Source organism: Haladaptatus sp. DJG-WS-42 (genome assembly GCF_037198285.1).
GTDB lineage: Archaea > Halobacteriota > Halobacteria > Halobacteriales > Halococcaceae > QDMS2.
In genome coordinates this window covers 313015-335723 of the sequence record NZ_CP147243.1, presented here as the reverse complement: position 1 = coordinate 335723, position 22709 = coordinate 313015, and the positions used below count along the sequence as shown (strand labels likewise).

Annotated in this window: 28 protein-coding genes, 2 tRNA genes and 1 pseudogene; 20 read left to right on the top strand and 11 right to left on the bottom strand. The window is 59.6% G+C overall.

The annotated features are described in order from the left end of the window. Window positions 1–23: 23 nt before the first annotated feature. Together aroC and V5N47_RS01760 are read left to right on the top strand one after the other, a co-directional pair. Complete coding sequence (gene aroC, locus V5N47_RS01765; protein ID WP_338729135.1) at window positions 24–1178, top strand: chorismate synthase; 1155 nt, start codon at window positions 24–26, stop codon at window positions 1176–1178. Continuing rightward, a complete protein-coding gene (locus tag V5N47_RS01760; RefSeq protein ID WP_338729134.1) occupies window positions 1178–1810 on the top strand; it encodes a uracil-DNA glycosylase in 633 nt (210 codons plus the stop codon). The genes aroC and V5N47_RS01760 overlap by 1 nt, the downstream gene beginning before the upstream one ends. 1 nt (window position 1811) lies before the next feature. Here the strand turns inward: V5N47_RS01760 and V5N47_RS01755 are convergent, their stop codons facing one another. Further along, the gene (locus tag V5N47_RS01755) at window positions 1812–2015 is read right to left on the bottom strand and encodes a hypothetical protein (protein WP_338729132.1); all 204 of its coding nucleotides are present in this window, start codon (window positions 2013–2015) and stop codon (window positions 1812–1814) included. Window positions 2016–2155: 140 nt separating this feature from the next. Here V5N47_RS01755 and hutH point away from each other — a divergent pair, with 140 nt between their 5' ends. From hutH to V5N47_RS01735, 4 genes are all read left to right on the top strand, one after another. Further along, a complete protein-coding gene (gene hutH / locus V5N47_RS01750; protein ID WP_338729131.1) occupies window positions 2156–3730 on the top strand; it encodes a histidine ammonia-lyase in 1575 nt (524 codons plus the stop codon). Window positions 3731–3788: 58 nt separating this feature from the next. Continuing rightward, window positions 3789–4544 carry a hypothetical protein gene (locus tag V5N47_RS01745; RefSeq protein WP_338729129.1) on the top strand — a complete coding sequence of 252 codons (756 nt, stop codon included), beginning with the start codon at window positions 3789–3791 and terminating at the stop codon, window positions 4542–4544. A gap of 44 nt (window positions 4545–4588) precedes the next feature. Beyond that, a tRNA-Ser gene (locus V5N47_RS01740) sits at window positions 4589–4672 on the top strand. Window positions 4673–5210: 538 nt separating this feature from the next. Then, on the top strand, window positions 5211–6512 hold the full coding sequence (locus V5N47_RS01735) for a RimK family alpha-L-glutamate ligase (protein WP_338729128.1): 1302 nt from the start codon (window positions 5211–5213) through the stop codon (window positions 6510–6512). A 1-nt stretch (window position 6513) separates the two neighbouring features. Here the strand turns inward: V5N47_RS01735 and V5N47_RS01730 are convergent, their stop codons facing one another. Next, window positions 6514–7290, bottom strand: coding sequence for an aldolase/citrate lyase family protein (locus V5N47_RS01730; RefSeq protein ID WP_338729127.1), 777 nt, complete (start codon window positions 7288–7290; stop codon window positions 6514–6516). Between the two features lie 214 nt (window positions 7291–7504). Here V5N47_RS01730 and V5N47_RS01725 point away from each other — a divergent pair, with 214 nt between their 5' ends. Beyond that, entirely contained in the window at window positions 7505–7825 is a 321-nt protein-coding gene (locus V5N47_RS01725; RefSeq protein WP_338729126.1) for a DUF5785 family protein, read from the top strand. A 1-nt stretch (window position 7826) separates the two neighbouring features. Here V5N47_RS01725 and udk read toward each other — a convergent pair whose 3' ends face one another. Beyond that, window positions 7827–8486: a uridine kinase gene (gene udk, locus V5N47_RS01720; RefSeq protein WP_338729125.1), complete on the bottom strand. Its 660-nt coding sequence runs from the start codon at window positions 8484–8486 to the stop codon at window positions 7827–7829. Window positions 8487–8501: 15 nt separating this feature from the next. On the opposite strand from udk, the pseudogene V5N47_RS01715 reads away from it, so the two are divergent. The 5 genes and pseudogenes from V5N47_RS01715 to V5N47_RS01695 all read left to right on the top strand — a co-directional run. Next, window positions 8502–8822: pseudogene (locus V5N47_RS01715) on the top strand (redoxin domain-containing protein); the annotation flags it as partial. Window positions 8823–8836: 14 nt separating this feature from the next. Continuing rightward, the gene (locus V5N47_RS01710) at window positions 8837–9154 is read left to right on the top strand and encodes a redoxin domain-containing protein (RefSeq protein ID WP_338729124.1); all 318 of its coding nucleotides are present in this window, start codon (window positions 8837–8839) and stop codon (window positions 9152–9154) included. Window positions 9155–9208: 54 nt separating this feature from the next. Beyond that, a complete protein-coding gene (locus V5N47_RS01705) occupies window positions 9209–9979 on the top strand; it encodes a GTP cyclohydrolase III (protein WP_338729123.1) in 771 nt (256 codons plus the stop codon). Window positions 9980–10054: 75 nt separating this feature from the next. Then, window positions 10055–10603, top strand: a complete 549-nt coding sequence (locus V5N47_RS01700; RefSeq protein WP_338729122.1) for a CBS domain-containing protein — start codon at window positions 10055–10057, stop codon at window positions 10601–10603. A gap of 96 nt (window positions 10604–10699) precedes the next feature. Then, complete coding sequence (locus V5N47_RS01695) at window positions 10700–12064, top strand: ABC transporter substrate-binding protein (protein ID WP_338729121.1); 1365 nt, start codon at window positions 10700–10702, stop codon at window positions 12062–12064. A gap of 43 nt (window positions 12065–12107) precedes the next feature. Here V5N47_RS01695 and V5N47_RS01690 read toward each other — a convergent pair whose 3' ends face one another. The 5 genes from V5N47_RS01690 to V5N47_RS01670 all read right to left on the bottom strand — a co-directional run bounded on the left by V5N47_RS01690 (window position 12108) and on the right by V5N47_RS01670 (window position 17008). Then, on the bottom strand, window positions 12108–12950 hold the full coding sequence (locus V5N47_RS01690; protein ID WP_338729120.1) for a hypothetical protein: 843 nt from the start codon (window positions 12948–12950) through the stop codon (window positions 12108–12110). Between the two features lie 83 nt (window positions 12951–13033). Then, window positions 13034–13741 carry an ABC transporter ATP-binding protein gene (locus tag V5N47_RS01685; RefSeq protein WP_338729119.1) on the bottom strand — a complete coding sequence of 236 codons (708 nt, stop codon included), beginning with the start codon at window positions 13739–13741 and terminating at the stop codon, window positions 13034–13036. Next, window positions 13738–14559 (bottom strand): ABC transporter ATP-binding protein, encoded by an 822-nt coding sequence (locus V5N47_RS01680; protein WP_338729118.1) that lies wholly within the window; start codon window positions 14557–14559, stop codon window positions 13738–13740. The genes V5N47_RS01685 and V5N47_RS01680 overlap by 4 nt, the downstream gene beginning before the upstream one ends. Continuing rightward, the gene (locus tag V5N47_RS01675; RefSeq protein WP_338729117.1) at window positions 14556–15899 is read right to left on the bottom strand and encodes a branched-chain amino acid ABC transporter permease; all 1344 of its coding nucleotides are present in this window, start codon (window positions 15897–15899) and stop codon (window positions 14556–14558) included. The genes V5N47_RS01680 and V5N47_RS01675 overlap by 4 nt, the downstream gene beginning before the upstream one ends. Further along, window positions 15896–17008 (bottom strand): branched-chain amino acid ABC transporter permease, encoded by a 1113-nt coding sequence (locus tag V5N47_RS01670; RefSeq protein WP_338729116.1) that lies wholly within the window; start codon window positions 17006–17008, stop codon window positions 15896–15898. The genes V5N47_RS01675 and V5N47_RS01670 overlap by 4 nt, the downstream gene beginning before the upstream one ends. A gap of 249 nt (window positions 17009–17257) precedes the next feature. On the opposite strand from V5N47_RS01670, the gene V5N47_RS01665 reads away from it, so the two are divergent. The 3 genes from V5N47_RS01665 to V5N47_RS01655 all read left to right on the top strand — a co-directional run bounded on the left by V5N47_RS01665 (window position 17258) and on the right by V5N47_RS01655 (window position 19021). Continuing rightward, entirely contained in the window at window positions 17258–18454 is a 1197-nt protein-coding gene (locus V5N47_RS01665; protein ID WP_338729115.1) for a phosphoglycerate kinase, read from the top strand. Then, entirely contained in the window at window positions 18454–18936 is a 483-nt protein-coding gene (locus V5N47_RS01660; protein WP_338729114.1) for a GNAT family N-acetyltransferase, read from the top strand. Before V5N47_RS01665 ends, V5N47_RS01660 begins: the two co-directional genes overlap by 1 nt. Before the next feature lie 11 nt (window positions 18937–18947). After that, window positions 18948–19021, top strand: a tRNA-Thr gene (locus tag V5N47_RS01655). A gap of 35 nt (window positions 19022–19056) precedes the next feature. Here V5N47_RS01655 and V5N47_RS01650 read toward each other — a convergent pair. Both V5N47_RS01650 and V5N47_RS01645 read right to left on the bottom strand, forming a co-directional pair. After that, entirely contained in the window at window positions 19057–19224 is a 168-nt protein-coding gene (locus V5N47_RS01650) for a hypothetical protein (RefSeq protein WP_338729113.1), read from the bottom strand. Window positions 19225–19285: 61 nt separating this feature from the next. Next, complete coding sequence (locus tag V5N47_RS01645; RefSeq protein ID WP_338729112.1) at window positions 19286–19420, bottom strand: hypothetical protein; 135 nt, start codon at window positions 19418–19420, stop codon at window positions 19286–19288. 361 nt (window positions 19421–19781) lie between these two features. Between V5N47_RS01645 and V5N47_RS01640 the strand changes: the two genes are divergently transcribed. From V5N47_RS01640 to V5N47_RS01620, 5 genes are all read left to right on the top strand, one after another. After that, on the top strand, window positions 19782–20531 hold the full coding sequence (locus tag V5N47_RS01640; protein WP_338729111.1) for a type II CAAX endopeptidase family protein: 750 nt from the start codon (window positions 19782–19784) through the stop codon (window positions 20529–20531). A 41-nt stretch (window positions 20532–20572) separates the two neighbouring features. Then, window positions 20573–20767 (top strand): DUF1427 family protein, encoded by a 195-nt coding sequence (locus V5N47_RS01635; protein WP_338729110.1) that lies wholly within the window; start codon window positions 20573–20575, stop codon window positions 20765–20767. Between the two features lie 34 nt (window positions 20768–20801). After that, window positions 20802–21143 carry a DsrE family protein gene (locus V5N47_RS01630; RefSeq protein ID WP_338729109.1) on the top strand — a complete coding sequence of 114 codons (342 nt, stop codon included), beginning with the start codon at window positions 20802–20804 and terminating at the stop codon, window positions 21141–21143. An 87-nt stretch (window positions 21144–21230) separates the two neighbouring features. Next, window positions 21231–21512 (top strand): PadR family transcriptional regulator, encoded by a 282-nt coding sequence (locus V5N47_RS01625; protein ID WP_338730322.1) that lies wholly within the window; start codon window positions 21231–21233, stop codon window positions 21510–21512. Window positions 21513–21524: 12 nt separating this feature from the next. Next, on the top strand, window positions 21525–22049 hold the full coding sequence (locus V5N47_RS01620) for a DsrE family protein (RefSeq protein WP_338729108.1): 525 nt from the start codon (window positions 21525–21527) through the stop codon (window positions 22047–22049). On the opposite strand, the gene V5N47_RS01615 is transcribed toward V5N47_RS01620, so the two are convergent. Next, window positions 22050–22664 (bottom strand): metal-dependent hydrolase, encoded by a 615-nt coding sequence (locus V5N47_RS01615; RefSeq protein WP_338729107.1) that lies wholly within the window; start codon window positions 22662–22664, stop codon window positions 22050–22052. Window positions 22665–22709: the final 45 nt, after the last annotated feature.

Sequence of the window (22709 nt, the reverse complement as noted above, 5' to 3'; positions counted from 1 at the left end):
TGCGGCCACCCGAGTGGCCTGCAATGAACGGTAACGAATTCGGCCGACTCTTCAGAGTCACCACATACGGCGAGAGCCACGGCGACGCGATGGGGGTCACGGTCTCCGGGTGTCCCGCCGGGCTGGAACTCACAGAAGAAGACATTCAAGGCGACTTAGACCGCCGCAAGCCCGGCCAGTCGATGATCACGACGAGTCGCGGCGAACCCGACGAAGTGAAAATCCACAGCGGCGTCCAAGACGGCTACACCACGGGTACGCCAATCGGGATGACGATTCAGAACAAGGACGCCCGTTCGAAGAAGTACGAACCCTTCATCACCGCGCCGCGTCCGAGCCACGGCGATTTCACCTACTCTGCGAAGTTCGGCACGCGCAACTGGGGCGGCGGCGGGCGCTCGTCTGCCCGCGAGACGGTCAACTGGGTCGCCGCAGGGGCGATTGCGAAGAAATTGCTCGCCACGCAAGATATTCAGGTGAAAGCCCACGTCAACCAGATTGGCGACATCGTCTCGCCGGACGTGAGTTTCGAGGAGATGCTCGAACATTCTGAGGAAAACGAGGTGCGCTGTGCCCATCCCGAAACAGCCGATGAGATGCGCGACCTCATCAACACATATCAAGAAGAAGGCGACTCCATCGGCGGGAGCGTCTACTTCGAAGCGCAGGGCGTCCCGCGCGGACTCGGCGCGCCCCGGTTCGATTCGTTCTCCGCGCGTCTCGGTCAGGCAATGATGGCCGTCCCCGCCGCCTCTGCGTTCGAGTTCGGCCTCGGGCGCGAGGCGCGCACGTTCACTGGATTCGAGCGCAATGAAGATTGGATGTTCGACGAGAACGGCGACCCAACGCCCGTCGGCAACGACCACGGCGGGATTCAAGGCGGCATCACGACCGGCCAGCCAATCTACGGCGAAGTGACTCTCCACGCGCCAACGTCCATCCCGAAAACGCAGACCACAGTTGACTGGGAGACCGGCGAGGAGAAACAGGAGAAGGTTATCGGTCGCCACGACCCAGTCTTGCCGCCGCGCGGTGTGCCAGTGGTCGAAGCAATGCTCGCGCTCACGATTCTCGACTACATGCTCCTCTCCGGGCGGATGAACCCCGACCGTCTCGACGGGAAGGTCGGCGAATACGACACCGACTACCACCCACGCAACCCGGCGAACATCGAGTGATGGCGGCGAACCCCGACAACCTGCGGAACCCGTTCAACATGGACGAGGCGTGTGCGAACTGCGACGCGCTCTGTGACACCCGGACGAACGTGGTTCACGGCTACGGTGACGTGTCCGCGGAGTTCGTCTTCATCGGCGGCCAGCCAAGCGCAGGCGCAGACGAGACGAGCATCCCGTTCACCGGCGACGCAGGCGGCGAGCGCGTCCAAGAACTGCTCGGGCGCGTCGGCTTTAGTGCTTCAGCACGGGACGCTACTGAGCCGTCGCTCGAAAACGTCTTTCTCACCTACGTCACCCGGTGTCGCCACCCAGATCGCGGGCCAACAGACTCGGAAATCATGGCCTGTGACGGCTACATGACCGCGGAACTCCGGATGATTAACCCCCAGATTATCGTGCCCGTTGGTCAAGAGGCACTGTCTGCACTCGCCTTCGAGTACACGACGAAAAATCCCGACGACCTCGACATTGCCGAGTGCCACGCCACGACGCTTCGTGGGCGTGGCTTCGAGTTGATTCCGATGCTCGCCCCAGACGAGATGGACGACGACGAGTACGAAGCGTTCGTCGAACACCTCTCTGCTGAGATGGGCCGCGACTACCGCCAGACGAAAGGCCGCCGCGGGCGCTGAGTTACCAGTACGGATTGGCGAGCCACGTCTCTGATTTTCGCGCGACGACGATGACGGCGAGGACGCTCCCGCCGACGAGGCCGAGCGTCACGAGTGCGGCTGGATTCGTGAGTTCGCCGTTGAGTCCGAGGCCGACGAGCGCGCCGAGCAAGAACAGTCCGGTCAGAAAGAGCACGAGTCGAACGAGCCACTGTTGCCACGTCATGTGCGAATTCGCGGGCGGTGGGCACATAACTGTGTCGTGCGTTCTGTTTTCTCCGTTTCCAAATGCCTCGAAAACGACTTCACGGTCTGTCGTGATTCTCACACTATGCATGGCCAATCTTTGGTGTGGGGTGGAGCGCGATGAGCGACCCGATTACGCTCGATGGAGCCTCGCTGACGCCGGAAGCCGTCGCGCGCGTGGCCCGCGAGAATGTTTCGGTCGTCGTTTCTGACGAGGCTCGTGAGGCCGTCCGCGCCGCCCGCGAACGCGTAGACGACGTGGTCGATGCTGGAGACGCCGTCTACGGCGTGAACACCGGTTTCGGCCAGCTCGTGAACGAACGCATCCCCCGCGAGGACATCGAACAACTGCAGACCAATCTCATTCGGAGTCACGCCGCAGGAGCAGGCCGCGAACTCATCCGCGAGGAGGTACGGGCGATGATGCTCACCCGCATCAACGCACTGGTGAAAGGCTTCTCTGGCATCCGTGAAGTCGTCCTTGACCACCTCGTGACGATGCTGAACGAGGGCGTCCACCCGGTCGTGAAATCGCGCGGCAGCCTCGGTGCGAGCGGCGACCTTGCCCCCCTCGCGCACATGGCGCTCGTGCTTCTTGGTGAGGGTGAAGCGCACGTTGATGGCGAACGGCTGAGTGGAGGTGAAGCGCTCGCCCGCGTCGACCTCGAACCGCTCACGCTCGCGTCGAAAGAAGGCCTCGCGCTCATCAACGGAACCCAGCTAACGGTCGGTCTCGGCGCGTTGCTCGTCGTGGACGCAGAATCATTGCTCAGAGCCGCCGATACGGCGGGGGCGCTCACCACGGAAGTGACGATGGGAACCACCGCGTCGTGCGACCCGGCGCTGTCTGCGGTGCGTCCGCATCCCGGCCAAGCGGCAGCTGCGCGGAACGTAAAGCGCCTGACTGCGGAGTCAGAAATCGTCGAATCCCATCGCAACTGTGACCGCGTCCAAGACGCCTACTCGATTCGGTGTCTCCCGCAGGTTCACGGCGCAGTCCGGGAAGCGGTTGGTCACCTCCGCGAAACCGTCGAAATTGAACTCAACAGCGCAACGGACAATCCACTCATCTTCCCCGGCGAGCAAGTCGATTCGCGCGCCAGCGGTACGGAGTCTGCGGCCGTGCTCTCGGGTGGGAATTTTCATGGTGAGGTGCTCGCGCTCCGCGTCGATTACGTCGCAAACGCGCTCACCGAACTCGCTGCAATCAGCGAGCGGCGAACCGACCGCATGGTGAATCCGAACATCCAAGAAGACTACCTGCCGCCCTTCCTGACCGAACACAGCGGCCTGCGCTCGGGGCTGATGATTGCCCAGTACACCGCCGCCTCGCTGCTCAACGAGTGTCGCTCGTTCGGCCGCGCCTCTGCGGACAACACGCCCGTGAGCGGGAATCAAGAAGACCACGTCAGCATGAGCGCGCAGGCGGCGCACAACGCCCGAAAAACGCTCGAAAACGCCCGGATGGTCGTCGCCGTCGAACTGCTCTGTGGCGCACAGGCCGCGGAGTTCATCGACGGCGACCTCGACCACGGCGTCGGCACAGCCGCCGCCTACGACGTGATTCGAGAAGTCGTGTCGCCGCTCACTGACGACCGGGAACTCCACATCGACATGGCGGCCGTCGATGACTTGCTCCGGGCGGGCGTGCTTGACGATGCGCTTGCAGCGGCACTCTCTGAGCAGTTGGAGTGACGCAGCCTGCCGAGCGCCAAGCGGCGGGTTCAAGGGTCCGCCGAACGCAGATTTTTCCATGACGACGGTTGCCGTTCTCGCAGACCCACCACGACCGGGACTCGTGCTCACTGAGTTGGCCGAGACGACGCCACTCAGCGAAGAAGAGACAGCCGACCTCTATGCAGCCATGCTGAAAGACGTGCTTCGCGCCGTCGAAACCAGCGGCGGCGAGTTGCTCGTAAACTACCGTGCAGACGAGGATTTGCCCGAAGAACACCAGACAGTGCAGTCGGTCGAATCGGAACTCCGTGACCTCGCAGACGAATGTCTCCAATCGCCCGAAGACGCGCGTTTCGAGGTGCAGGTCGGCCAAACCTTCTCCGGGCGCGTCGGGAACACGCTCACCCACCTGCTCGACCGCGAAGAAGTCCAGACTGCGGCGGCAGTCGAACCAACCGCGATGTTCCTCACGCGCAAGGAAATCGACAACGGGGCGATGAAACTGCGCCGCCATCCCGTGATTCTCGGCCCCTCGACTGACGGTCGGGTGTACTACGCGGGCTTCGACGACCCAATCGACTTCGAGGCGGCGTATACCGAACCGGCCGTCGAGACGCTCACCGACCGCGGGCTGGATGCCGGATTCGAGGTTGATTTCCTACCGAATCTCCCGGTTGTAGAGACGGCCGACGACCTCGTGACGGCACTCACGCTCATCAACGCGCGACGAACGGCCGGGCGCATCTATCCCCGGCATTCTGCGGCCTTCTTCGATGAAATTGGCCTGACGGTCGTCGCGGCGGACGGCGACCTCGTCCTCTCCCGCGACTGAAAAGCGACAGGCCTTAATCGGATGACGCGGTATGACGGGTTGTTGGTGAGATGGCAGAGTGGCCAAATGCGCCAGTCTTGAAAACTGGTAGCCGCAAGGCTTCATGGGTTCAAATCCCATTCTCACCGTCATTACGCGGCGCATGAACGCGCCGCGAAGGACTTGTTCGAATGGATTTGAATCAGGTCGCAACGAAGTTGCGACCGTGGTTCAAACGCAGATGCGGCTTCGCCGCATCAAGGCGCGCAAACGCACTGCGTTTGCGCACTCCCATTCTCACCGCCTTCTACCGCGAACAACAACGCAGAGCGAGCGCTTCACGTCGCTCTGCAATCGGTGAGCGAGTGAAGCGTGAACAGTGGGATTTGAAGTAAGGAGTGGAGCGAGCGTAAGCGAGCGAAATGACTGAAGTTCAAATTACAAAGCGGTCTATGACCGCTTTGAAGCTCGCAAATCCGAAGGATTTGCTCACCTCCGAAGCAATCTGCGAGTGCTTCGTGACTCGCGAAACCACCGGTTTCGCTCGCTCCCATTCTCACCGTTATTACGCGGCGCATCAACGCGCCGCGCGGTTTTCGTTTCGAATCACGGAGCGATTGGTCCATATCTTGGCTCCAGCACCTGTTAGCAGATTGATTCAAGTGTCGTGAGTTACTAAAACAAGGTATGACGAAAGCCGGACGGCTCCGAATTGGCGTGTTGAGTCTCCATAGCTCGAAGGAGACGAAGGCGATTCTCAACGCCATCGAAGCACTGGGTCACGACCCGGAATGGCTCCGGCGGGACAACATCGAAGTTCGGATTCGAGAGGGGCAGGCGACGCTCGAACCGGACGTTGACATTGTCATCAACCGGTTGCTGCTCTCGAAGGCCGACTACGCCACCGAGGCGCTCTGTCTCGCGGACACGATAAAAGGGCTCGTGCCGGTCCTCAACGACCCGACCACGGTGCTCACGGCGATGCACAAGTATTCGACCGCGGTGCGCCTCTCCGCGGCGGGAATTCCCGTTCCAGATCAGTTGCTCGCGCTCGACCCGGGTCGGTTGAACGAGGCGCGCGGAGAGTTCGACGAGGAGGCGGTGTACAAGACCGCCATCGGGACGCACGGTAGTTGGACATGGAAAGTGTCGCCTGACGAACTTCTCTCGCCGCAGGTCGGTAATCGCTGGGCGTTCTTACAGGAGTTCATCGAAGTCGATGCAGAACGACACCGCGACGTTCGCGTGTACGTGGTCGGCGGCGAAATCATCGCGGCGATGACGCGCCACGCACCCGAGGGTGACTGGCGGACGAACGTTGCCCTTGGCGGCGAGCCAGAGGATGCCACCGCCGACCTCCCAGCGGACGTTCGAGACATTGCACTGCGAACCACAGAGGCCGTGGGCCTCGACTTCGCCGGTATCGACCTCATCGAAGGCGAAGACGGCTGGTTCGTCCTCGAAGTCAACCCAACGGCCGGGTTCAAAGGTCTCTTTGGGGCGACGGGTATCAGCCCTGCGCCCTACATCGCTGCACTCGCCATCGAGCGCGCGGGTGGCGAGTGTGACCCCGAACTGGTCGAGAAATTGGCGACCGGCTTCGACGATTCGATGCCGTCGGTCATCAACGAGTCTGCGGCCACCCCGCCGGAAGCCCGGCCGGTCATCGGCTACACCAACGACGTGACCGTTTACGGCACGTCGGGGGCGAAAACCGTCACCGCGAAATCCGACACGGGCGCGACACGGACGAGCATCGACATTTCGCTGGCTGCAGAGATCGGGGCCGGGCCAATCACCGACCGCACGCGTATCGTCTCGGGGAGCAACAAGACGGGGAAGACGCGCCCTGTCGTGGACATCACAGTTGAAATAAACGGCCGGACGCACACGCTCATGGCGAGCGTCGAAGACCGGAGCCACATGAGCTATCCGGTCATCATCGGCCGTGATATTTTGAAAGACTATCAGGTGGACGTCGGGTCGTAGTTTATCGTTCTGCCATCGCGTTGTCGAAGCGCTCTTTTGCGGCCACGCTTCCGGCAAGCATGTGGCTCACGTCGATGCCTGCGATGAGGTAGTCAAAGCCGAGTGCGAGCCAGTCGTCGATTTGGTCATTCGTACTCGCAAGCGTGCCAACTGGGACGTCGTGGGCGTGGGCGGTCGAAAGCACCGTCTCAATCGCCTCGCGGAGTTCGTCGCTATCCCACTCGCCGAACACTGAGAGTGCCCCGGAGAGGTCTGCGGGGCCGATAAACAGCGCGTCGAGGCCGGGGACGGTCACGATTTCTTCGACGGCATCGAGGCCGTCACGGCTCTCGATTTGGCCAATCGTCACCAATTCCTCGTTCGCGCGGGCGACGTACTCCTCGAAGTCGAGACCGTACTGCGCGGCGCGGCTTGCGGCAATCCCGCGTTCGCCTTCGGGTGGGTAGCGCGTCGCGCTCACGAAAGCTTCCGCGTCAGCGCGGCTTTCGAGCATCGGCACCATGATGCCAGCGACGCCAACGTCGAGCAGGCGCTTGATTCGCACGGGGTCGTTCCACGCCGCACGGACGAACGGTTCTGTGTCGCCGGGTGCGGCATCGACACCACGAACGAGGTCGGTGACGGTTTCGACCGAATGGGGTGCGTGTTCGGTGTCGATGAGCAGGAACTCGTAGTCGAGGCTCGCCGTGGCTTCTGCGACGGCGGGGTCTGCGAGTGAAATCCAACTGCCACACACTGGTTCGCGGGCGCGAAGCGCGGCCCGAAGGTCAGCGGTCATACGAACTGCTTTCTCGGCGTCGACTAAAAAGTGCCAGTCGGTGCTACGCAGTTTTGGGACGTCGTACCTGTGTCGTCGGGCGCGGGGTCACTAACTTGCTCACTGATACTGTCGATATCGTTGCGTTTCCGTTTAGCATTCTGACTACCCCTTCCAAACGTCCGCCCACCGCCGGAACATAAACCCTTTTGAGAGTCGGGAACTGTCACAACGCATGGACTGGCCCCACGACCCAGATGGTGAGGAAGGCAGCGAGGGCATGCGTAAATACGGCCACGCAATCCTTGCCAAGAAAATTAACGAAGACGAAGACTTCCCGCTCGCCAAAGCGGACTACGTAGCGCAGTTCGGCGACCACCCCATCCGTATCAACTACCAACGAGTCGTGAGCGTCGCGGACATCTTCGAGCACGTTCCCGAAGAGAACTTCGGCGACTTCGTTGAGTTCCACAAGGCCCTTGGCCGTGGTATGCGCCGCGGTGGGTTCTGGGACTACGATACGAACGTCGAAAACCCGGACAAGCAAAAGGCGTAACTTATTCTGGCCGACCGGGGCTTGACGCCTCGCGCAACTCCGTCGTCGTCCCGTTGATTTCTGCGTGCACTTTATCCGCGAGCAGGTTGACCGCAACTCGGTTTGCCCCTTCTGGAATGATGAGGTCTGCGTGCTTTTTCGTCGGCTCGACGAACTGCTCATGCATCGGCTTGACTGTGTTCAGGTACTGCTGGATGACGCCGTCAAGGTCGCGCCCGCGGTCGATAACGTCGCGTCGGATGCGCCGGAGGATGCGCACGTCTGCGTCCGTCTCGACGTACACGCGGAGGTCCATCATGTCGTTCAGACGCTCATCATAGAGTGAGAAGATGCCTTCTAAGACGATGACGTCCGTTGGCTGGACGGTGGTACACGTTTCGCTGCGATTGTGAATCGTGAAGTCGTATTGGGGCATTTCGACGTGTTGGCCCTCCATGAGCGCCTCCATGTGCTCGCGAACGAGTTCCCATTCGAAGGCGTTTGGGTGGTCGTAGTTTACCTCGGCGCGTTCGTCCATGTCGAGGTGCGAGAGGTCTTTATAATAGTTGTCGAGCGGGATGCGGGTGACAGAATCGCCCGCGCCTTCCGTAAGCTCTCGGGCGACAGTCGTCTTCCCGGCACCGGTGCCGCCTGCGATGCCGATGACGAACGAGGGAATCATTGTTTCCGGAGTCGGGTGCCCGGTAGTTTTAATCTGCGGATTTCGGTCGTAGACCGCCCAACGCTGTGGGGAGACCCACCATTGCACACGAAGCAGTTGGAAAAAACCAGACTAGTCACACAATTGGTGAGTTTGTGTTTCTATGTTACAAACGGGGAACCGGCGCCATCTTTCTCGCTGGTCGGTGTCGAAGACGATGCACAAACGACGTTCAGCCTCAGCGATTACACGGGTGATGGGGCTGTGATACGACTGTTGTTCTATCCGTTCGATTTCAGTCCTGTTTGCACCCCGGAACTGTGTAGCATCCGCGATGCAGCGTGGTTTTCGTTTACTGAAAACCTCCACGTGTGGGCAGTCTCGACCGACTCTGCGTACTCCCACACACACAGTTCTCAGAGCAGTACGATATCGGGTTTCCTCTCCTCTCCGACACGGACGGCTCCGTCGCGTCGGATTTTGACGTCTGTTACGACGAGTGGGAGGGGCACAAAAACGTCCCAAAACGTGCGGTGTTCCTCATTGACGACGAGGAGACGGTTCGGTATGCGTGGGCGACAAAAGCCGCCTACAACCAGCCTGAATTGATTGCGATAAACGAGGCCCTCGAAAAACTCACCTCGTTTCGCGCTGACATCGCTGCAGACGAATCTGTTTTCGGCTCCTAACGGCGTCCGCATCGAAAAGAAAGATACGCGCGGACTCCGTAGGGCCGACCAACCGTGACGAATACGCAGGTAACCCTGATTCAAATTGACAACTACGGGCCGTGGACGGTCACGCCCGAACCACGCCGTGAAGTTGACCTCCAGACGCTGCAATCGCGGCTGTATGCAGACCTCTCCCAACTGTTTGGCAACCGCGACGGCTACATCTTCTTCAGCCGGTTTGACAACATGATTGCGGTGAGCAATGGACTCTCCGTTGAGGACCATGCGCGGATTCAAGAATCCGTCCGCAACCGCTATCCGGTGACGGTGAGCCTCAGCGTGGCGACTGGAACGTCACCGATTCAGGCGCTCGAAGACGCCACCAGCCAACTCCAAGACGCGGGGAGCGCACAGGACAAGACTCGGAAAGAGATTCTCCGCGGGCGTACCATCGACGAGCAGTTCCGCACCGAAACAGACGTCCAACTCGCCCACTTCGACGTGAACGACGCGACGGGTCAGTACACAGACCGCCTGAACGAGTTTGACACGTTCATCAACATCGAACAGGGCTACGCCGAATTGATGCGCTACATGCGCGAAGAAAACGGGGCGCTCTCGTTTTTCGTCGGTGGCGACAACATCATCGCCGTCTGCCCGGACATGGACGAAGCCGCGTATCAAGACGCAATTGACCACGTCCGCGAAGCGGTGAACGTCGAGCTCAAAGTCGGCGTCGGCAGAGCACGTTCGCCACAGGATGCGGGCATGGCCGCAAAACACGCGCTCGAAACATGCAGAGCCACCGGCTCTGCGGTCGAGTTCGACTTCGAAAACGCGTAATTACACACATACGGCGGGCGTATCCTTAAGCATGCTGGAGGTAGCTTTTAGCCCTAGTGTGTGAAACATTCTCATATGGGAGATACCGTCACGATTCGCGATGTGATGACCCGTGAATTTGTCGGGGTGAGCGAGGCTGACTTGGCTGTCAACACGGCCCAACTCATCCGCGACGAAGGACAGGGCTGTGCCGTGGTTTTACGCGGGCAAGAGGTCGTTGGGCTCGTCACCGAAGGCGATATGCTTGGCCTGTTTCTCAACGGGAGGGATCCGAGTTCTGCAACCGTTTCTGATGTGATGCATCCCGGTATCGTCACCGTCTCGACTGATTTGCCAGTAGAGGAAGCAGCGAGCATGCTCACGCGGGGGGATGCTGGTCGTCTCGTCGTGCTTGAAGGCACCGAACCTATCGGAATCGTTACCGAACGTGATTTGGTTACCGCATCGGTTCTTGGCCACCTCGGTGCTGGCGACGAAGTCGACACAGAGCCGACCCTTTCTGATGCGGATCCACTCGATACCGAGTATTCGAATCAAAGCATCTGTGAGGTCTGTGGGTCGTTAACCAGAGATTTAGCGAATGTCAACGGGCAGCTTGTTTGCCCCGATTGTCGTGACATTTGACCATCGCTTTTATTTCGACAATAAATCAAAACCGCGGCAGGGAGTCACATATTCAAGGGTAGTTTTATAAACTTCACGACCAATAGACCGAGTTGTATGGCACCAAATAACGAGCGCCGACGGTTCCTTAAGGGACTTGGCGCAGCAGGGATTGCTGGATTGGCCGGTTGTATCGGCAGTCCGGACGGTGAGGAGACGACGACCACGAGCGGCGGCGGTGGCGGTACCACCACGACCGGCGGCGGTGGCGGTGGCGGCGGGGACGGCTCGCCAGACGTCATCACCGTGATTGGCTACCCAGAGTCGGGTATCCAGCTGTTCCGTGACTACTACAACCTGAGCGACGGCAGCGAACAGATTCTGGTACCTGATGGGCTTCGCTCTAACACCCTCCCAGACCAGGTCGGTAACGACATGGCGAACGTGACCGGGACGGCCCCCGCAGCAGGCGGGCCAAACCAGGCAGCGTTCGAATCACTGTTCCAAGACGAGTTCGGCGCGGCACCGTCCGTGTTCACCTCCCAGTCGTACGACTCGGTTGCAGTCCTCATCCTCGCAAACGTCGCCGCAGGCGCAAACAACGGGACGGACATCCGTGACCAACTGCGCCGCATCGCAAACCCATCCGGCGAAGAGTTCGGTCCAGAGAACTTCGTTGATGCTGTCGAAGCCGCCGCGGCCGGTGACGACATCAACTATCAGGGTGCATCCTCCGCAGTCAACTTCGATGACAAGGGTGACCCGGCGTCCGCAGCCTACGACGTCTGGGAGTTCGACCGCGCGAACCAGAGTTCGCCCGCACAGGACACCCAGAACTTCGAGAGCGAGAACCCAGACGGCTCCGGCCCGATGGCCGACTCTGCACCCGGCAGCGGCAGCCGCGAAGTAAAGGTTGGAATCCTCCTGCCTGAGACCGGCGACCTCGCCGCAGTCGGGCAGCCGATGATTAACGCAGCCCGCCTGCCCGCACTGCAGGTTAACGATGCGAACATCAACATCACCGTTGATGCACAGGTCGAAGACACGCAGACGTCGCCGGACTCCGGTGTGGCGGCCGCACAGGCACTCGTCAATGCAGGCTACCCCGCAGTGTGTGGGTCTGCATCCTCGGGTGTCAACGTGCCCGTCTCACAGCAAGTGTTCATCCCGAACCAGGTCGTTGGCTGCTCGCCGTCCTCGACGGCACTGTCTGTCTCCAACTTGGAAGACGACGACTACATCTTCCGGACGGCACCCTCTGACTTCCTGCAGGGTCGCGTCATGGCGCAGGTCGCAGCAGAGCGCCTCAGCGGTTCGACAGCCGCGACGCTGTTCGTCAACAACGACTACGGCCAGCAACTGTCCGACCGCTTCGCAGAAGTGTTCGAAGGAAGCTTCGGCGGCACGGTCACGAACAAGGTTGCGTTCAACATCGGCGAGTCCTCGTACACGTCGGTTGTCGAACAAGCCCTCGGCCAGTAAATCTACACCTTTTCTTTCGACGCAAACGCGCTGAGCCGCAGGTCTATTCAGTGTCGTCCGATTCGAGAGTCGTGGTCGTCTCCTCGCTCCCGTTTCGCCACGGCATCCGATACGTCATCGACCCTTCTCCGCCGTCTCCAGTGGTCGGCCGGTAGGAATACGTCCACGTTCGTGACTCGCCCGCCGGAATCGAGACTTCGACCCATTTTTCGGGCGTGTAGGCAACCTGTGGGCCGATTCGGTTGAGCGCCCCGACGAACGTTCCATCGGCGCTTCCGGTGTTCTCGACGGTCAAGGTGAGGGTGACCTCTGTGCCGCTTTTGACTGTTTCCGGGGTGGAAAATTCGCGCACTGCGAAGTCCGTCGGTGGCTGGGAGAGCGCGGCGACTGTGTCCGCCTCGAATGCGTACTCCCCACTCGGCCACTGCAGGCTGGCCTCCTCGCTCGAGATCGGCTTTGGAAGCACGAACAAGAGGTAGCCGGATGATTCTTCGCCATAGAACGTCCGATAGCCCGACATTCGGCTGTATCGCTCCCCGTAATCCATTGGCTGGGATGCATAGTTCGAATCCCCGACTCCAATCGAGAAATCGTCGCGGGCAGGGGCGTTCGCCTCCTCGGCTGATACCCGGATAAGCGCGAACTGTTCGTCTTTTTCGCCCATCGTGTGGGTCGAATCGGGCGAGTTGAACGTGACGATTGTTGGCGTCACCTTGACAGCGTTGACGGTGACGCTTGCTGCTGATTCCGTCGTCGTTGCTGGGGGCGACGTTGTCGTGGCGTTCTCTTCCGATTCGGAAGGCGACGAACTGACACACCCTGCGAGTGTGGCGAGTGCCGTGCCACCTGCGAGTAGCGTTTCGCGACGAGTGAGCGGAGGGGCCATTACGTTGGAAATACATCATTTTTTGGCATAAGCTTTCGGTGAGAACAGTACCGGGCCAAAAAAAAGAAAAACTGAACTCGCGCTTACCCGCCGAGGAACTCTTGGCGCACTTCGTCGTCTGCGAGGAGTGCGTCGCCGGAGTCCATAAAGCGGTTCTGCCCGTTTGCGAGGACGTAGCCGCGGTCACACCGGCGAAGCGCTTCCTTCGCGTTCTGCTCGACCATCATGATGGCCGTGCCTGCGTCGTTGATTTCGTCGATTTTGTCGAACATCTCCATGACGAGGTCGGGGGCAAGCCCGGCGGATGGCTCGTCGAGCAGGAGGAGTTCGGGTTCGAGCATGAGCGCCCGACCCATCGCGAGCATCTGGCGCTGGCCGCCGGACATCGTCCCGGCTTTCTGGTCTTTGCGCTCTTTGAGAATCGGGAACCGCTCGTAGACTGCGTTGAGGGCATCCTGTGGCAGTTCGTCCAGAATGTACGCGCCCATCTCCAGATTCTCTTGGACCGTGAGCGTCGGGAAGATGTTGTCGTTCTGTGGGACGTACCCGATTCCCTTGTGGATAATCTCTTCGGGGTTCAGCCCGGAGATTTCCTCGCCGTTGAACTCTACGGTGCCACCCATGTGGGTTGTCAGTCCGAAGACGGACTTCATCATGGTCGATTTGCCCGCACCGTTCGGGCCGACAATCGTCACGTACTCGCTTTCGCCAACGTCCATGTCCACGTCGGTGAGAATCTGTAAGTCCTCGCCGTAACCGGCGTCTAAGTCGCGGACTTCGAGCAGGCTCATACCGTCCCCCCGAGGTACGCTTCGATGACGTCCTCGTTTGCCTTGACCTCCTGCGGTGGGCCTTCGGTCAGCACCTTTCCTTGGTGCATCACGATGACGTGCGAGGTGTTGTTCATGATGAGGTCGATGTCGTGTTCGACAATCAGGAACGTGTAGCCCTCTTCGCGCAGTTCGTGGATGTGTTTCAACAGCCGCTTTTCGAGCGACGGGTTGACTCCCGCGAACGGCTCGTCGAGGAGGAGCATGTCGGGGTCGGTGAGCAACGCGCGTGCCATTTCGAGCAGTTTGCGCTGGCCTCCAGAGAGGTTGCCCGCGTACTCCTCTGCGAGGTGGTCGATTTCGAAGAATTCGAGCATGCCCCACGCGCGGTCAAGCAGTTCCTGTTCCTGCATGACCACGTCGTTGCGGGCGAACGGGACGACCGACCGCCAGAGTGCCTCGCCCTTCTGGTGTTTCGGGGCGAGCATCATGTTCTCTAAGACGGTCATGTCTGCGAGTTCACGCGCGATCTGGAAAGTGCGCACGAGGCCGCTGTTCGCGATCTCGTGGGCCGGGTGGCCGGTGATGTTGTGACCGTTGAACTGCACAGTGCCCGCGTCGGGCTTGTGCGTCCCCATGATGAGGTTGAACGTGGTGGATTTCCCGGCCCCGTTCGGGCCGATGAGCCCCGTCATGGTGCCACGTTCGACTTTGAACGTCGCTCCGTTTACTGCCTGAATCCCGCCGAAGGATTTGTAGAGTCCCTCGACTTCGAGGGGGTATTCGGTGAGGTCTGGACCACTGACCGTCGTTTGCGCTACCTGTTCTGTATCGCTCATTGGTCGTCACCGCCGTCGGTTGCCGTTGGCTTCTTGGTCGTTTCAGGCCGCCCGAGGTCGATGCTCGCCGCAATCTCCTTGCGGTGGCCGAGCATGCCTTCTGGACGGTTGTGCATCAGCCAGATGAGCACGAGGCCCATGAACACGAGCTGGAGTGTGTTGATGCTGTTCAGCGTGAAGATGATGAACGGCATCGGGTCGAGACTCGAAAACAGCGGCCCGATTGCTTGGCCGAAGTCGGCCGGGCCGCGCGATGGGATGTCGAGTGCGGTATCGAGCAGGTTCTTCACATAGAGTGGCCCCTGGAACAACACCGCAGCGAACACTGCGCCGCCGAGCACACTGCCGGTGTTCGAGCCAGCACCGCCGATGATGAGGGCAATCCACACGTAGAACGTGATGCGTGGCAGGAAGAAGTTGGGCGTCACAGCACCCGTACTCATCAGCCAGAGAATGCCCGCAAGCCCCATCAGCGCACAACCGAGCATGAAGGACTTGATTTTAAACCGGTTCGTGTTCTTGCCGAGTGCGTTTGCGGCGTCTTCGTCTTCACGAATCGCTTTGAGCACGCGCCCGAACGGCGATTCGCCGGTGCGTTGTAACAACCAGTAGAACAGCCCGACGAAGACGAGCAACAGTATCCCGTAGGCGAGGCCATCGACCACTGGTTTTGGATTCTCCGGCACAACAACCGTAAACGCGCTCACGACGCCGAGATATGCATCCCAGAGGAACAGCGTTTCGAGGAGGGCTTGGAGTGGGTCTTTGAAGTTGAGAATCAGACCACTGCCGCCGCCCGTCCCAGTTTCGTAGCCGAAGATAGTGATGTTCTGGAACGTTCCAGAGAGGTAGCCGAATCTGACGATTTCAGAGAAGGCAATCGTCACGATTGCGAGATAGTCAGCGCGCAATTTCAGCGCGGGCAACGCCACGATGAAGCCGAGCAACGCCGCTGCGGCCATCCCGGCGATGATGCCAACCCAGATGGGAAGCCCGAGGCCGCCCACCGAGGCCGCACCGCCCTCTGTGGCGATTGGTTTCGAGACCATCGCCATCGTGTAAATCCCGACGGCCATGAAGCCAGCAATCCCGATGTTGAACAGGCCCGTGTACCCCCAATGGAGGTTGAGTGCGAGTGCCAACAGCGAGAAGACGCCGATGTAGAACGTGAGTTGTGCAACGGCGTTAATCTGCCCGCGTACTTCGAAGCCGAGCGCCAGTCCGGCGATGATGTAGGCGAAATAAAGCGCACCGAAGACAGCAGCGACTTTGACGATGTCTCGCTCCCAGAGTTCTGCAAGTGCAGACCGCTCGTTTTCGAGCATCTCTTTTGCGCTCATGCGGTTGCCCTCCCGCTGAACAGCCCACTTGGCTTGAACAGCAAGATGAGAATCATCACGATGAACGCGGATGCCCGGGCGAACTCGGACGGAATCCAGACGACGGACACGGAGGCCGCGAGGCCAATCACGAGGCCGCCAGCGATTGCGCCGTACACAGAGCCAATCCCGCCGAGGATGACCGCGGCGAAGATGAGCAAGAGGAGCAACCAGCCGTCGTTGAAGCTAATCGTCCCCTTCCAGAGGATGAACATGTAGCCAGCAACGCCGGTGAGTGCGCCGCCGATAATCCAGGTTGCCCGAATAACTTCTTCGGTTGGAATACCAGTAATCCGTGCGAGGTCTTTATTGTCAGCCATCGCACGCATTGCCTTTCCGAGCTTCGAGCGCTGGAGCAGGAGGTGGACGCCGAGCATCAGCCCGACGCTTGCGACCACGAGGGTCACGTCGTGCATACTGATTCTGATCGCGCCATCGACGAAGTACGGTGCGACCTCTGGGACGCCGCCTGCGTCGGTCGTTCCGCGCACGTCAGAGCCGAAGACGAACAGGATGAGGTAGCGAATAGCGAACGCCACACCAATGCTCGTGATGAGCAAGGCAATGCCCTCTTCTGCCCGCATCGGCCGGTAGACGAAGCGGTCGATGAACAGCGACAATCCGACCGCAGCCACGCCCGCCACAACCATCCCGAGAATGATGGCAAGCGGCGTTTCGGTGATGCCAATGCCGAGTTGACCACCGAACACAGAGCCGCTCGCACCGACGAGAAGTAACGACCCGACGTCTGCACGGCCAAGCCCGGCGACGAGGTACGTCGTTGCCCAGCCAGCGAACGCGCCGCTCGTGATGTAATCGCCGTGTGCGAAGTTTGCGAAGTTCAAAATACTATACGTCATCGAGAGGCCGATACCGGCAAGCCCGATGACGAGACCCTGCATGAGACCATCCCATACGAGGGTCCCGATCCGCGAAAATTGGATTCGTCCTGTCGAGAGACCATCAAGCAAGTCGATAATCATCAAGACAACGACGAATCCTACCAGGAGCGCGAGCGGTTGCTCTATGACAAACCGCCGCCCACGCGTGTAAGTTTCTGCTATACCCATTGAGAACGCTCCACATGGATACCGGGTCTTGAATCATCAATAAACCTTTCTTACTTCGGCCGGGGATTTTGACAGTTTTATCGTCAGGTTAGGAGACAGGTGACCATGTGCGGGGTAATCTTCATATGGGTTGTGCGATTCAATAGTTTGGATAATGCCCATGAACGTTCGTGAAGGTGTCAGACGTACCCTTCTGCAGGTCACCCAGAGCAGAAAGGAATTTGTGACGGCGCAACCCAGTCGTGGCTAATGATTCCGACCCTCGACGACCTCTCCGTGGACGGAACCACGATTGGGGTGCGCGTCGACGTCAACAGTCCGCTTGCCGACGATGGCTCGCTCGCAGACGATGCACGCATCCTCGCGCACGTAGACACACTTGCAGAACTCCTCTCTCGCGGCGGGCGCGTCGCCATCCTTGCCCACCAAGGTCGGCCGGGTGGGTCCTCTTTTTCCGGGCTTTCTCCTCATGCAGACCGACTCGACGAACTTCTCGACTTTCCCGTCTCGTATTGCGATGGGAACTTCTCGAAAGAAGCGCGCGACGCCATTGGCGAACTCGAAAACGGCGAGGCCGTCCTCTTAGAGAACACCCGCTTTTACAGCGAGGAGTACATGGAGTTTGACCCCGAGGTCGCCGGGCAGACCGCACTCGTCGACCGCCTCGTCCCCGTGCTCGACGCATACGTGAATGACGCGTTCGCCGCCGCCCACCGCTCACAGCCCTCGCTCGTCGGGTTCCCGACTCGCCTTCCCGCTTACGCTGGTCGGGTGATGGAGCGCGAAATCGACATCCTTGGCGACATCGAGAGTGCACCCACGCCGCGGGTCTACGCCGTGGGTGGCGCGAAGGTCAACGACTCGATTGACGTCGCAGAGAGCGTTTTAGAACGCGGGCTTGCGGACACCGTCCTCACTACGGGGGTCGTCGGAAACGTCTTTCTCATCGCAAAGGGTGTCGATCTCGGCAAGGCGAGTTCTGAGTTCATCTTAGACGAGGGCTACTGGGACGAAGTCGACCGCGCAGGCCGGTTGCTCGACGCCTACGGCGATAAAATCATCCTCCCCCGAGACGTGGCCGTCGACCGAGACGGCGAGCGTGCAGAGATTTCGATTGCAGACCTGCCCGCCGCACCCGACGAACCAGCCCTCGACATCGGCTCGCGCACGGTCGACCTCTATGGAGACATCATGGCGAACGCGGGCACCGTGATTCTGAACGGTCCTGCTGGTGTCTTCGAGATGGAGCAGTTCGCCGTTGGGACGAAGGGGCTCTACAACGCGGCGACGAAGGCCGAAAACAGCATCGTCGGTGGCGGTGACACCGCCGCAGCGCTCAGACGCCTTGGCATCGAGGGCTTTACCCACGTGAGTACGGGCGGCGGCGCGGCGCTCAAGATGCTCACCGGCGAGTCGCTCCCCGCCATCGAGGTTCTGCGCATCTGATGGAACTCGGGGTTCCGGAAATGGAAGCGGTCGAGACGCTTGCTGACCTCTGGGTCGAACTCGCTACCGGTCAGCTCGCATACGGGTCCCACCTCTTTGCTGCGGCAAACCGGGACACCATCCGCGCAGCACTCATGCGCTTTATCGTCGCGGACAAACTCATCGTCGCACGTGAAAACGACTCAATCATCGGCTTCGTCATGTTCGACGTTGAAGACGGGATGTACCAGCAGGACGTGACCCGGGGCATCGTGATGAATATTTACGTCGAACCAAGCTTCCGCGGACAGGGCATTGGCTCGGAACTCCTCGCCGCAGCAGAAGAGCAGTTACGCGACGCAGGCGCAGAGACGGTCGCACTCGACGTGATGGCCGCAAACACCGACGCAATCCGGTTCTACGAGCGCCACGGCTACCACTCCCATCGCGTCGAACTCGAGAAGCACATCGAAAGCGATAATCACTCAAAGGAGAAGGAATAAGCACAGAGTGCGCCAGGAGAGCATGGGCGGTTCATGCACTCGACTTGTAATCGAGACTCCTCGGGTTCGAATCCCGATCCTGGCTTGGTTCCGGTACCACCTCTTGTATAACGCGGACGCTCACACTGCACCGCGCCCGGGCTGTTCCTCTACGACAGGCTCTTCGATAATCTCTATCTCGATGTCCGGAGCCATGATGCGGCTAATGAGGTACCGTCCGGCGAGAAACGCGAGCGTGAGGACAATGAGCGAGACGATGGTGAGGGTGACGACTACTGATACTGCCATACCTTAATTATCACGGTCAATAATTAAAAAGCTAGCTGCGCGGGTTAGGAAACCCCGTCTGTCACTTTGCCCACTGTCGATTTCCACACACGATGCATTCGTAGAGTGGGTGGGCGGCCGGTTCGCGCCCGACCGGTTCCCACGACGTGTTCGTTCCGAGCCAATCGCCGACGGTTTCACAGTTGTCACACTTCATTTCTCCATCCCCTCTACGCAAATCTTCACAGTCTATTGTGTTAATTGTTACCATCCACCACTTAAGGTATCCTGCAGATTCGCGAGTCTATATGGATGGATACAATCAGTTCAATGTAGATAGTATTGCAATCGTAGACGGCGCTTTCTGCTAGTAAATCCGCTCTGTGTCTGACGATATGGTTATTACCACTGCAGTGGTCAGTCAGGATGCGAAGATATTGTTGGAATGCGAAACGATTCATCGCGTTTTCCCCCATACCCCTCGCGGTGGATTGCCGGGATACGGAATCACCCCCCAAACCGCTTTTTCCGTGTCTTCTCGACCGAACCGTTTTGTGAGTCTGTCGCCTTGCTCTAGTATGACCGCTCCGACACAGCAGGCTCGCCCGTTTTCGACGGTGGCACTCGCCCTCGTCGTTGCGGCTGCCGGGCTTGTGGTTGGTGTTGCCCTCTCGCTTGGAACAATTCTCCTCCTTTCTTTCGCGGGGTTCGAACTTGCGGCAACCCATCTCATCGTCATCTCGCTCGTGATGACGCAAGGAATCGCCTTTGGCGGCGTTGCGCTTGGCTATCTCAAACTGCGTGACCTGCCATCGTCGTTCATCGGCGCACGAATCCCAACGCTCAGAGACCTTGGATGGGTCGTCGGTGGCTACGTCACCGCAATCGTCGCCATCATCCTCGCCGGGTTGTTCGTCTTTTTCACCGGCGTCCAAACCTCCTCGAATCAGGCCGCAGAGCTCGGGATTCAGAATCCGGAAGTCCTGTTGGTGTTGATTCCAGCTTCGTTCATTCTCATCGGGCCCGGTGAAGAGCTGCTCTTCCGAGGAATCGTCCAAGGAACCATTCGCCGCGTGCTCGGTCCCGTTCCGGGCGTCATACTCGCGAGTGCGGTGTTCGCCGCCATACATTTCGTCGCGCTCACTGGCGGCATTAGCGGCCGACTCGTGAGCATCACGATTCTGTTCTTCCCGGCGCTCGTCTTCGGTGCAGCGTACGAGCGAACTGGGAACATTGTGGTCCCTTCGCTGATTCACGGCCTCTACAACGCCACGCTGTTCTCGCTGTTGTACGTCTCTATCCAGATGGGGCAAACTGGGGTGCTGTAGGAAATCAGCCATCTGAAGGTGATGGACCACAGAAGAAGGGTATGGATACCGTAATCGTCATGCTTGCACTCGCAACCGGTTTTGCGACCGGTGCGCTGTTTAGCTTTTTACAGATTCCAATTCCCGCGCCACCGAACCTCGCCGGAATCGCGGGCATCGTCGGCATCTACGTTGGTTTCAAGCTCATCGAACAGCTCGACGTTGGATACAACCTCCTTTCTGCGCTCGGCCTCTGAAACAGCAAAGCCCTCAGCCGACGTGAGAGTGGGTATGAACACTGTCTTTCATTTCTCCGTCGGTGGCGAAGCCGCGTATGGGACCGTCCTCTCCAACATCGAAAACTTACTCGCAGACACCACCGTCCCGGATAGGTCAGTCGTGTGCGTCACGAACGGCGACGGCGTCTTTCTCCTCAGACACGGTGAGCCACACGCAGACCGAATTGCCACACTCCACGAACGCGGCGTCTCGTTTCGCGTCTGCTCGAACTCGCTCAAGAGCCGTTCGCTCGGCGCAGCAGACCTCCACCCCGCCGCAGAGATGGTCCCCTCTGGCGGTGGTGAGCTAACCCGGTTGCAAGCGGCTGGCTACGCCTATATAAAGACGCCGTGAAATTGCTGGGACACCTTAGACATCGAGAAAGAATCCCTTAGACGGCACATAATAATGTGGATAGCTGGGAGACATGTTCCTATGCCAATGAACGACTTGACGGGATTCCAGCGGGACCTCCTGTACGTCATCAGCGGTCACGACAAACCACACGGCCTCGCCATCAAAGAAGAGGTCGAAGCCTACTACGAAAAGGAGATTCACCACGGGCGACTCTACCCGAACCTCGACACCCTCGTTGACAAGGGCTTCGTCGAGAAAGGTGAACTCGACCGCCGGACAAACTACTACGACCTGAGCGAGAAGGGACGGCGTGCGTTCGAAGAGCGCGAGCAGTGGAAAGCGCAGTACGTAACCCCCTCTGAGTAAGCACCCCCTCGAATGGAACGCAGACATTTTGTAACCGCTGCAGGCGTGCTGTTTCTCGCGGGCTGTACCAGTGGCGGAGCGTCGAGTACCGACGAACCCACAGACAGCCAGACGACCGACGCGACCGCGACGACTGACCAGCAGACAGACGAACCAACAGAAACCACGACGACCGAAGAACCCCTTGACATGAGTACTGTCTTCCACCTCCAGAGCGATGGCGCAGAGAACGAACGAAAAGCCCTCAACAACGTCGCAAACCTCCAGGGAGACGAAACCGTGGACGTAGACGACATCGTCCTCGTTGCGAACAGCAAGGCTGTAAACGCTCTCACGACGGAAGGTTCTGACTACCCAGACCGAATCAAACAGCTTCAAAACGAGCAGCAAGTCACATTTTGTGCCTGTCAGAACTCAATGGACGCCATCGGCATCGCGGAACAAGACCTCTTAGAGGGTGTCAAAATCGTGCCTTCCGGGGTTGGCGAGTTTACGCGACTGCAGGCGATGGGCTACGCCTACATTAAGGTCGCCTAACTATCGCGAAAAGTCCCGGATAAACCGCTCTGGGATGCGGTCTAAGTACTGGTCTGGGACCTGTGGAATGAGGCGCTCTGCCAGATACACCATTTGTTTTCTCACGAGCGCGTACCCAATCGAGACGACGAGCGCGCCGAGGATGACGTGGTCTATGACGCCGTCGTAGAGCCAGAGTGCTGGGAGGCCCATCACACCCGCGAGAAGCAGGTCTTCTGGCGCACCGTCGTAGCGAACCCACCGGCGTGGAACCAGCCACACGCCGTGAAAGTGGTTGTACACCGCGCGGTCTGAACCGCCTTGCCACGGTTTGAGTTCGAGCCCGCCGCCGAAAATATCCATCACCGAGTGGATTGCGGCGGCGAGCAGGAAGAACGCGAGCGCAACCGTCAGTATCGAGGGCACGTACACGGCACCGAGTGTGGCACCGACTGCCGCAATCGAGAAGTACACCGGGTAATGCAGGGTCTGTCTGTGTCCCCAGTACAAGTCCAAGTCCGGGAAAACACCGCCAGCGATGCCCGCCGTGACTGCAACTGGTGTGTACTCAGGTGCGAGAAACAGCGTGACAGCGGCCACCATCGCGCCCACAAGCGCGTGGGTCGTTGCCATCATTTGCACTTCTTGTAGGCTATCCAGCGTATATAGGTATGCGGGAAC

Coding starts and splice junctions, on each gene's coding strand:
- V5N47_RS01695 (WP_338729121.1), top strand. CDS start 10,700: ATGGCACCAAATAACGAGCGCCGACGGTTCCTTAAGGGACTTGGCGCA.
- V5N47_RS01745 (WP_338729129.1), top strand. CDS start 3,789: ATGACGACGGTTGCCGTTCTCGCAGACCCACCACGACCGGGACTCGTG.
- V5N47_RS01725 (WP_338729126.1), top strand. CDS start 7,505: ATGGACTGGCCCCACGACCCAGATGGTGAGGAAGGCAGCGAGGGCATG.
- V5N47_RS01685 (WP_338729119.1), bottom strand. CDS start 13,741: ATGAGCCTGCTCGAAGTCCGCGACTTAGACGCCGGTTACGGCGAGGAC.
- V5N47_RS01620 (WP_338729108.1), top strand. CDS start 21,525: ATGGAACGCAGACATTTTGTAACCGCTGCAGGCGTGCTGTTTCTCGCG.
- V5N47_RS01700 (WP_338729122.1), top strand. CDS start 10,055: ATGGGAGATACCGTCACGATTCGCGATGTGATGACCCGTGAATTTGTC.
- V5N47_RS01730 (WP_338729127.1), bottom strand. CDS start 7,290: ATGACCGCTGACCTTCGGGCCGCGCTTCGCGCCCGCGAACCAGTGTGT.
- V5N47_RS01760 (WP_338729134.1), top strand. CDS start 1,178: ATGGCGGCGAACCCCGACAACCTGCGGAACCCGTTCAACATGGACGAG.
- aroC (WP_338729135.1), top strand. CDS start 24: ATGAACGGTAACGAATTCGGCCGACTCTTCAGAGTCACCACATACGGC.
- V5N47_RS01735 (WP_338729128.1), top strand. CDS start 5,211: ATGACGAAAGCCGGACGGCTCCGAATTGGCGTGTTGAGTCTCCATAGC.
- V5N47_RS01615 (WP_338729107.1), bottom strand. CDS start 22,664: ATGATGGCAACGACCCACGCGCTTGTGGGCGCGATGGTGGCCGCTGTC.
- V5N47_RS01645 (WP_338729112.1), bottom strand. CDS start 19,420: ATGAAGTGTGACAACTGTGAAACCGTCGGCGATTGGCTCGGAACGAAC.
- V5N47_RS01660 (WP_338729114.1), top strand. CDS start 18,454: ATGGAACTCGGGGTTCCGGAAATGGAAGCGGTCGAGACGCTTGCTGAC.
- V5N47_RS01675 (WP_338729117.1), bottom strand. CDS start 15,899: ATGAGCGCAAAAGAGATGCTCGAAAACGAGCGGTCTGCACTTGCAGAA.
- V5N47_RS01640 (WP_338729111.1), top strand. CDS start 19,782: ATGACCGCTCCGACACAGCAGGCTCGCCCGTTTTCGACGGTGGCACTC.
- V5N47_RS01635 (WP_338729110.1), top strand. CDS start 20,573: ATGGATACCGTAATCGTCATGCTTGCACTCGCAACCGGTTTTGCGACC.
- V5N47_RS01690 (WP_338729120.1), bottom strand. CDS start 12,950: ATGGCCCCTCCGCTCACTCGTCGCGAAACGCTACTCGCAGGTGGCACG.
- V5N47_RS01670 (WP_338729116.1), bottom strand. CDS start 17,008: ATGGGTATAGCAGAAACTTACACGCGTGGGCGGCGGTTTGTCATAGAG.
- V5N47_RS01755 (WP_338729132.1), bottom strand. CDS start 2,015: ATGACGTGGCAACAGTGGCTCGTTCGACTCGTGCTCTTTCTGACCGGA.
- V5N47_RS01630 (WP_338729109.1), top strand. CDS start 20,802: ATGAACACTGTCTTTCATTTCTCCGTCGGTGGCGAAGCCGCGTATGGG.
- V5N47_RS01680 (WP_338729118.1), bottom strand. CDS start 14,559: ATGAGCGATACAGAACAGGTAGCGCAAACGACGGTCAGTGGTCCAGAC.
- hutH (WP_338729131.1), top strand. CDS start 2,156: ATGAGCGACCCGATTACGCTCGATGGAGCCTCGCTGACGCCGGAAGCC.
- V5N47_RS01625 (WP_338730322.1), top strand. CDS start 21,231: ATGAACGACTTGACGGGATTCCAGCGGGACCTCCTGTACGTCATCAGC.
- V5N47_RS01665 (WP_338729115.1), top strand. CDS start 17,258: ATGATTCCGACCCTCGACGACCTCTCCGTGGACGGAACCACGATTGGG.
- V5N47_RS01650 (WP_338729113.1), bottom strand. CDS start 19,224: ATGGCAGTATCAGTAGTCGTCACCCTCACCATCGTCTCGCTCATTGTC.
- udk (WP_338729125.1), bottom strand. CDS start 8,486: ATGATTCCCTCGTTCGTCATCGGCATCGCAGGCGGCACCGGTGCCGGG.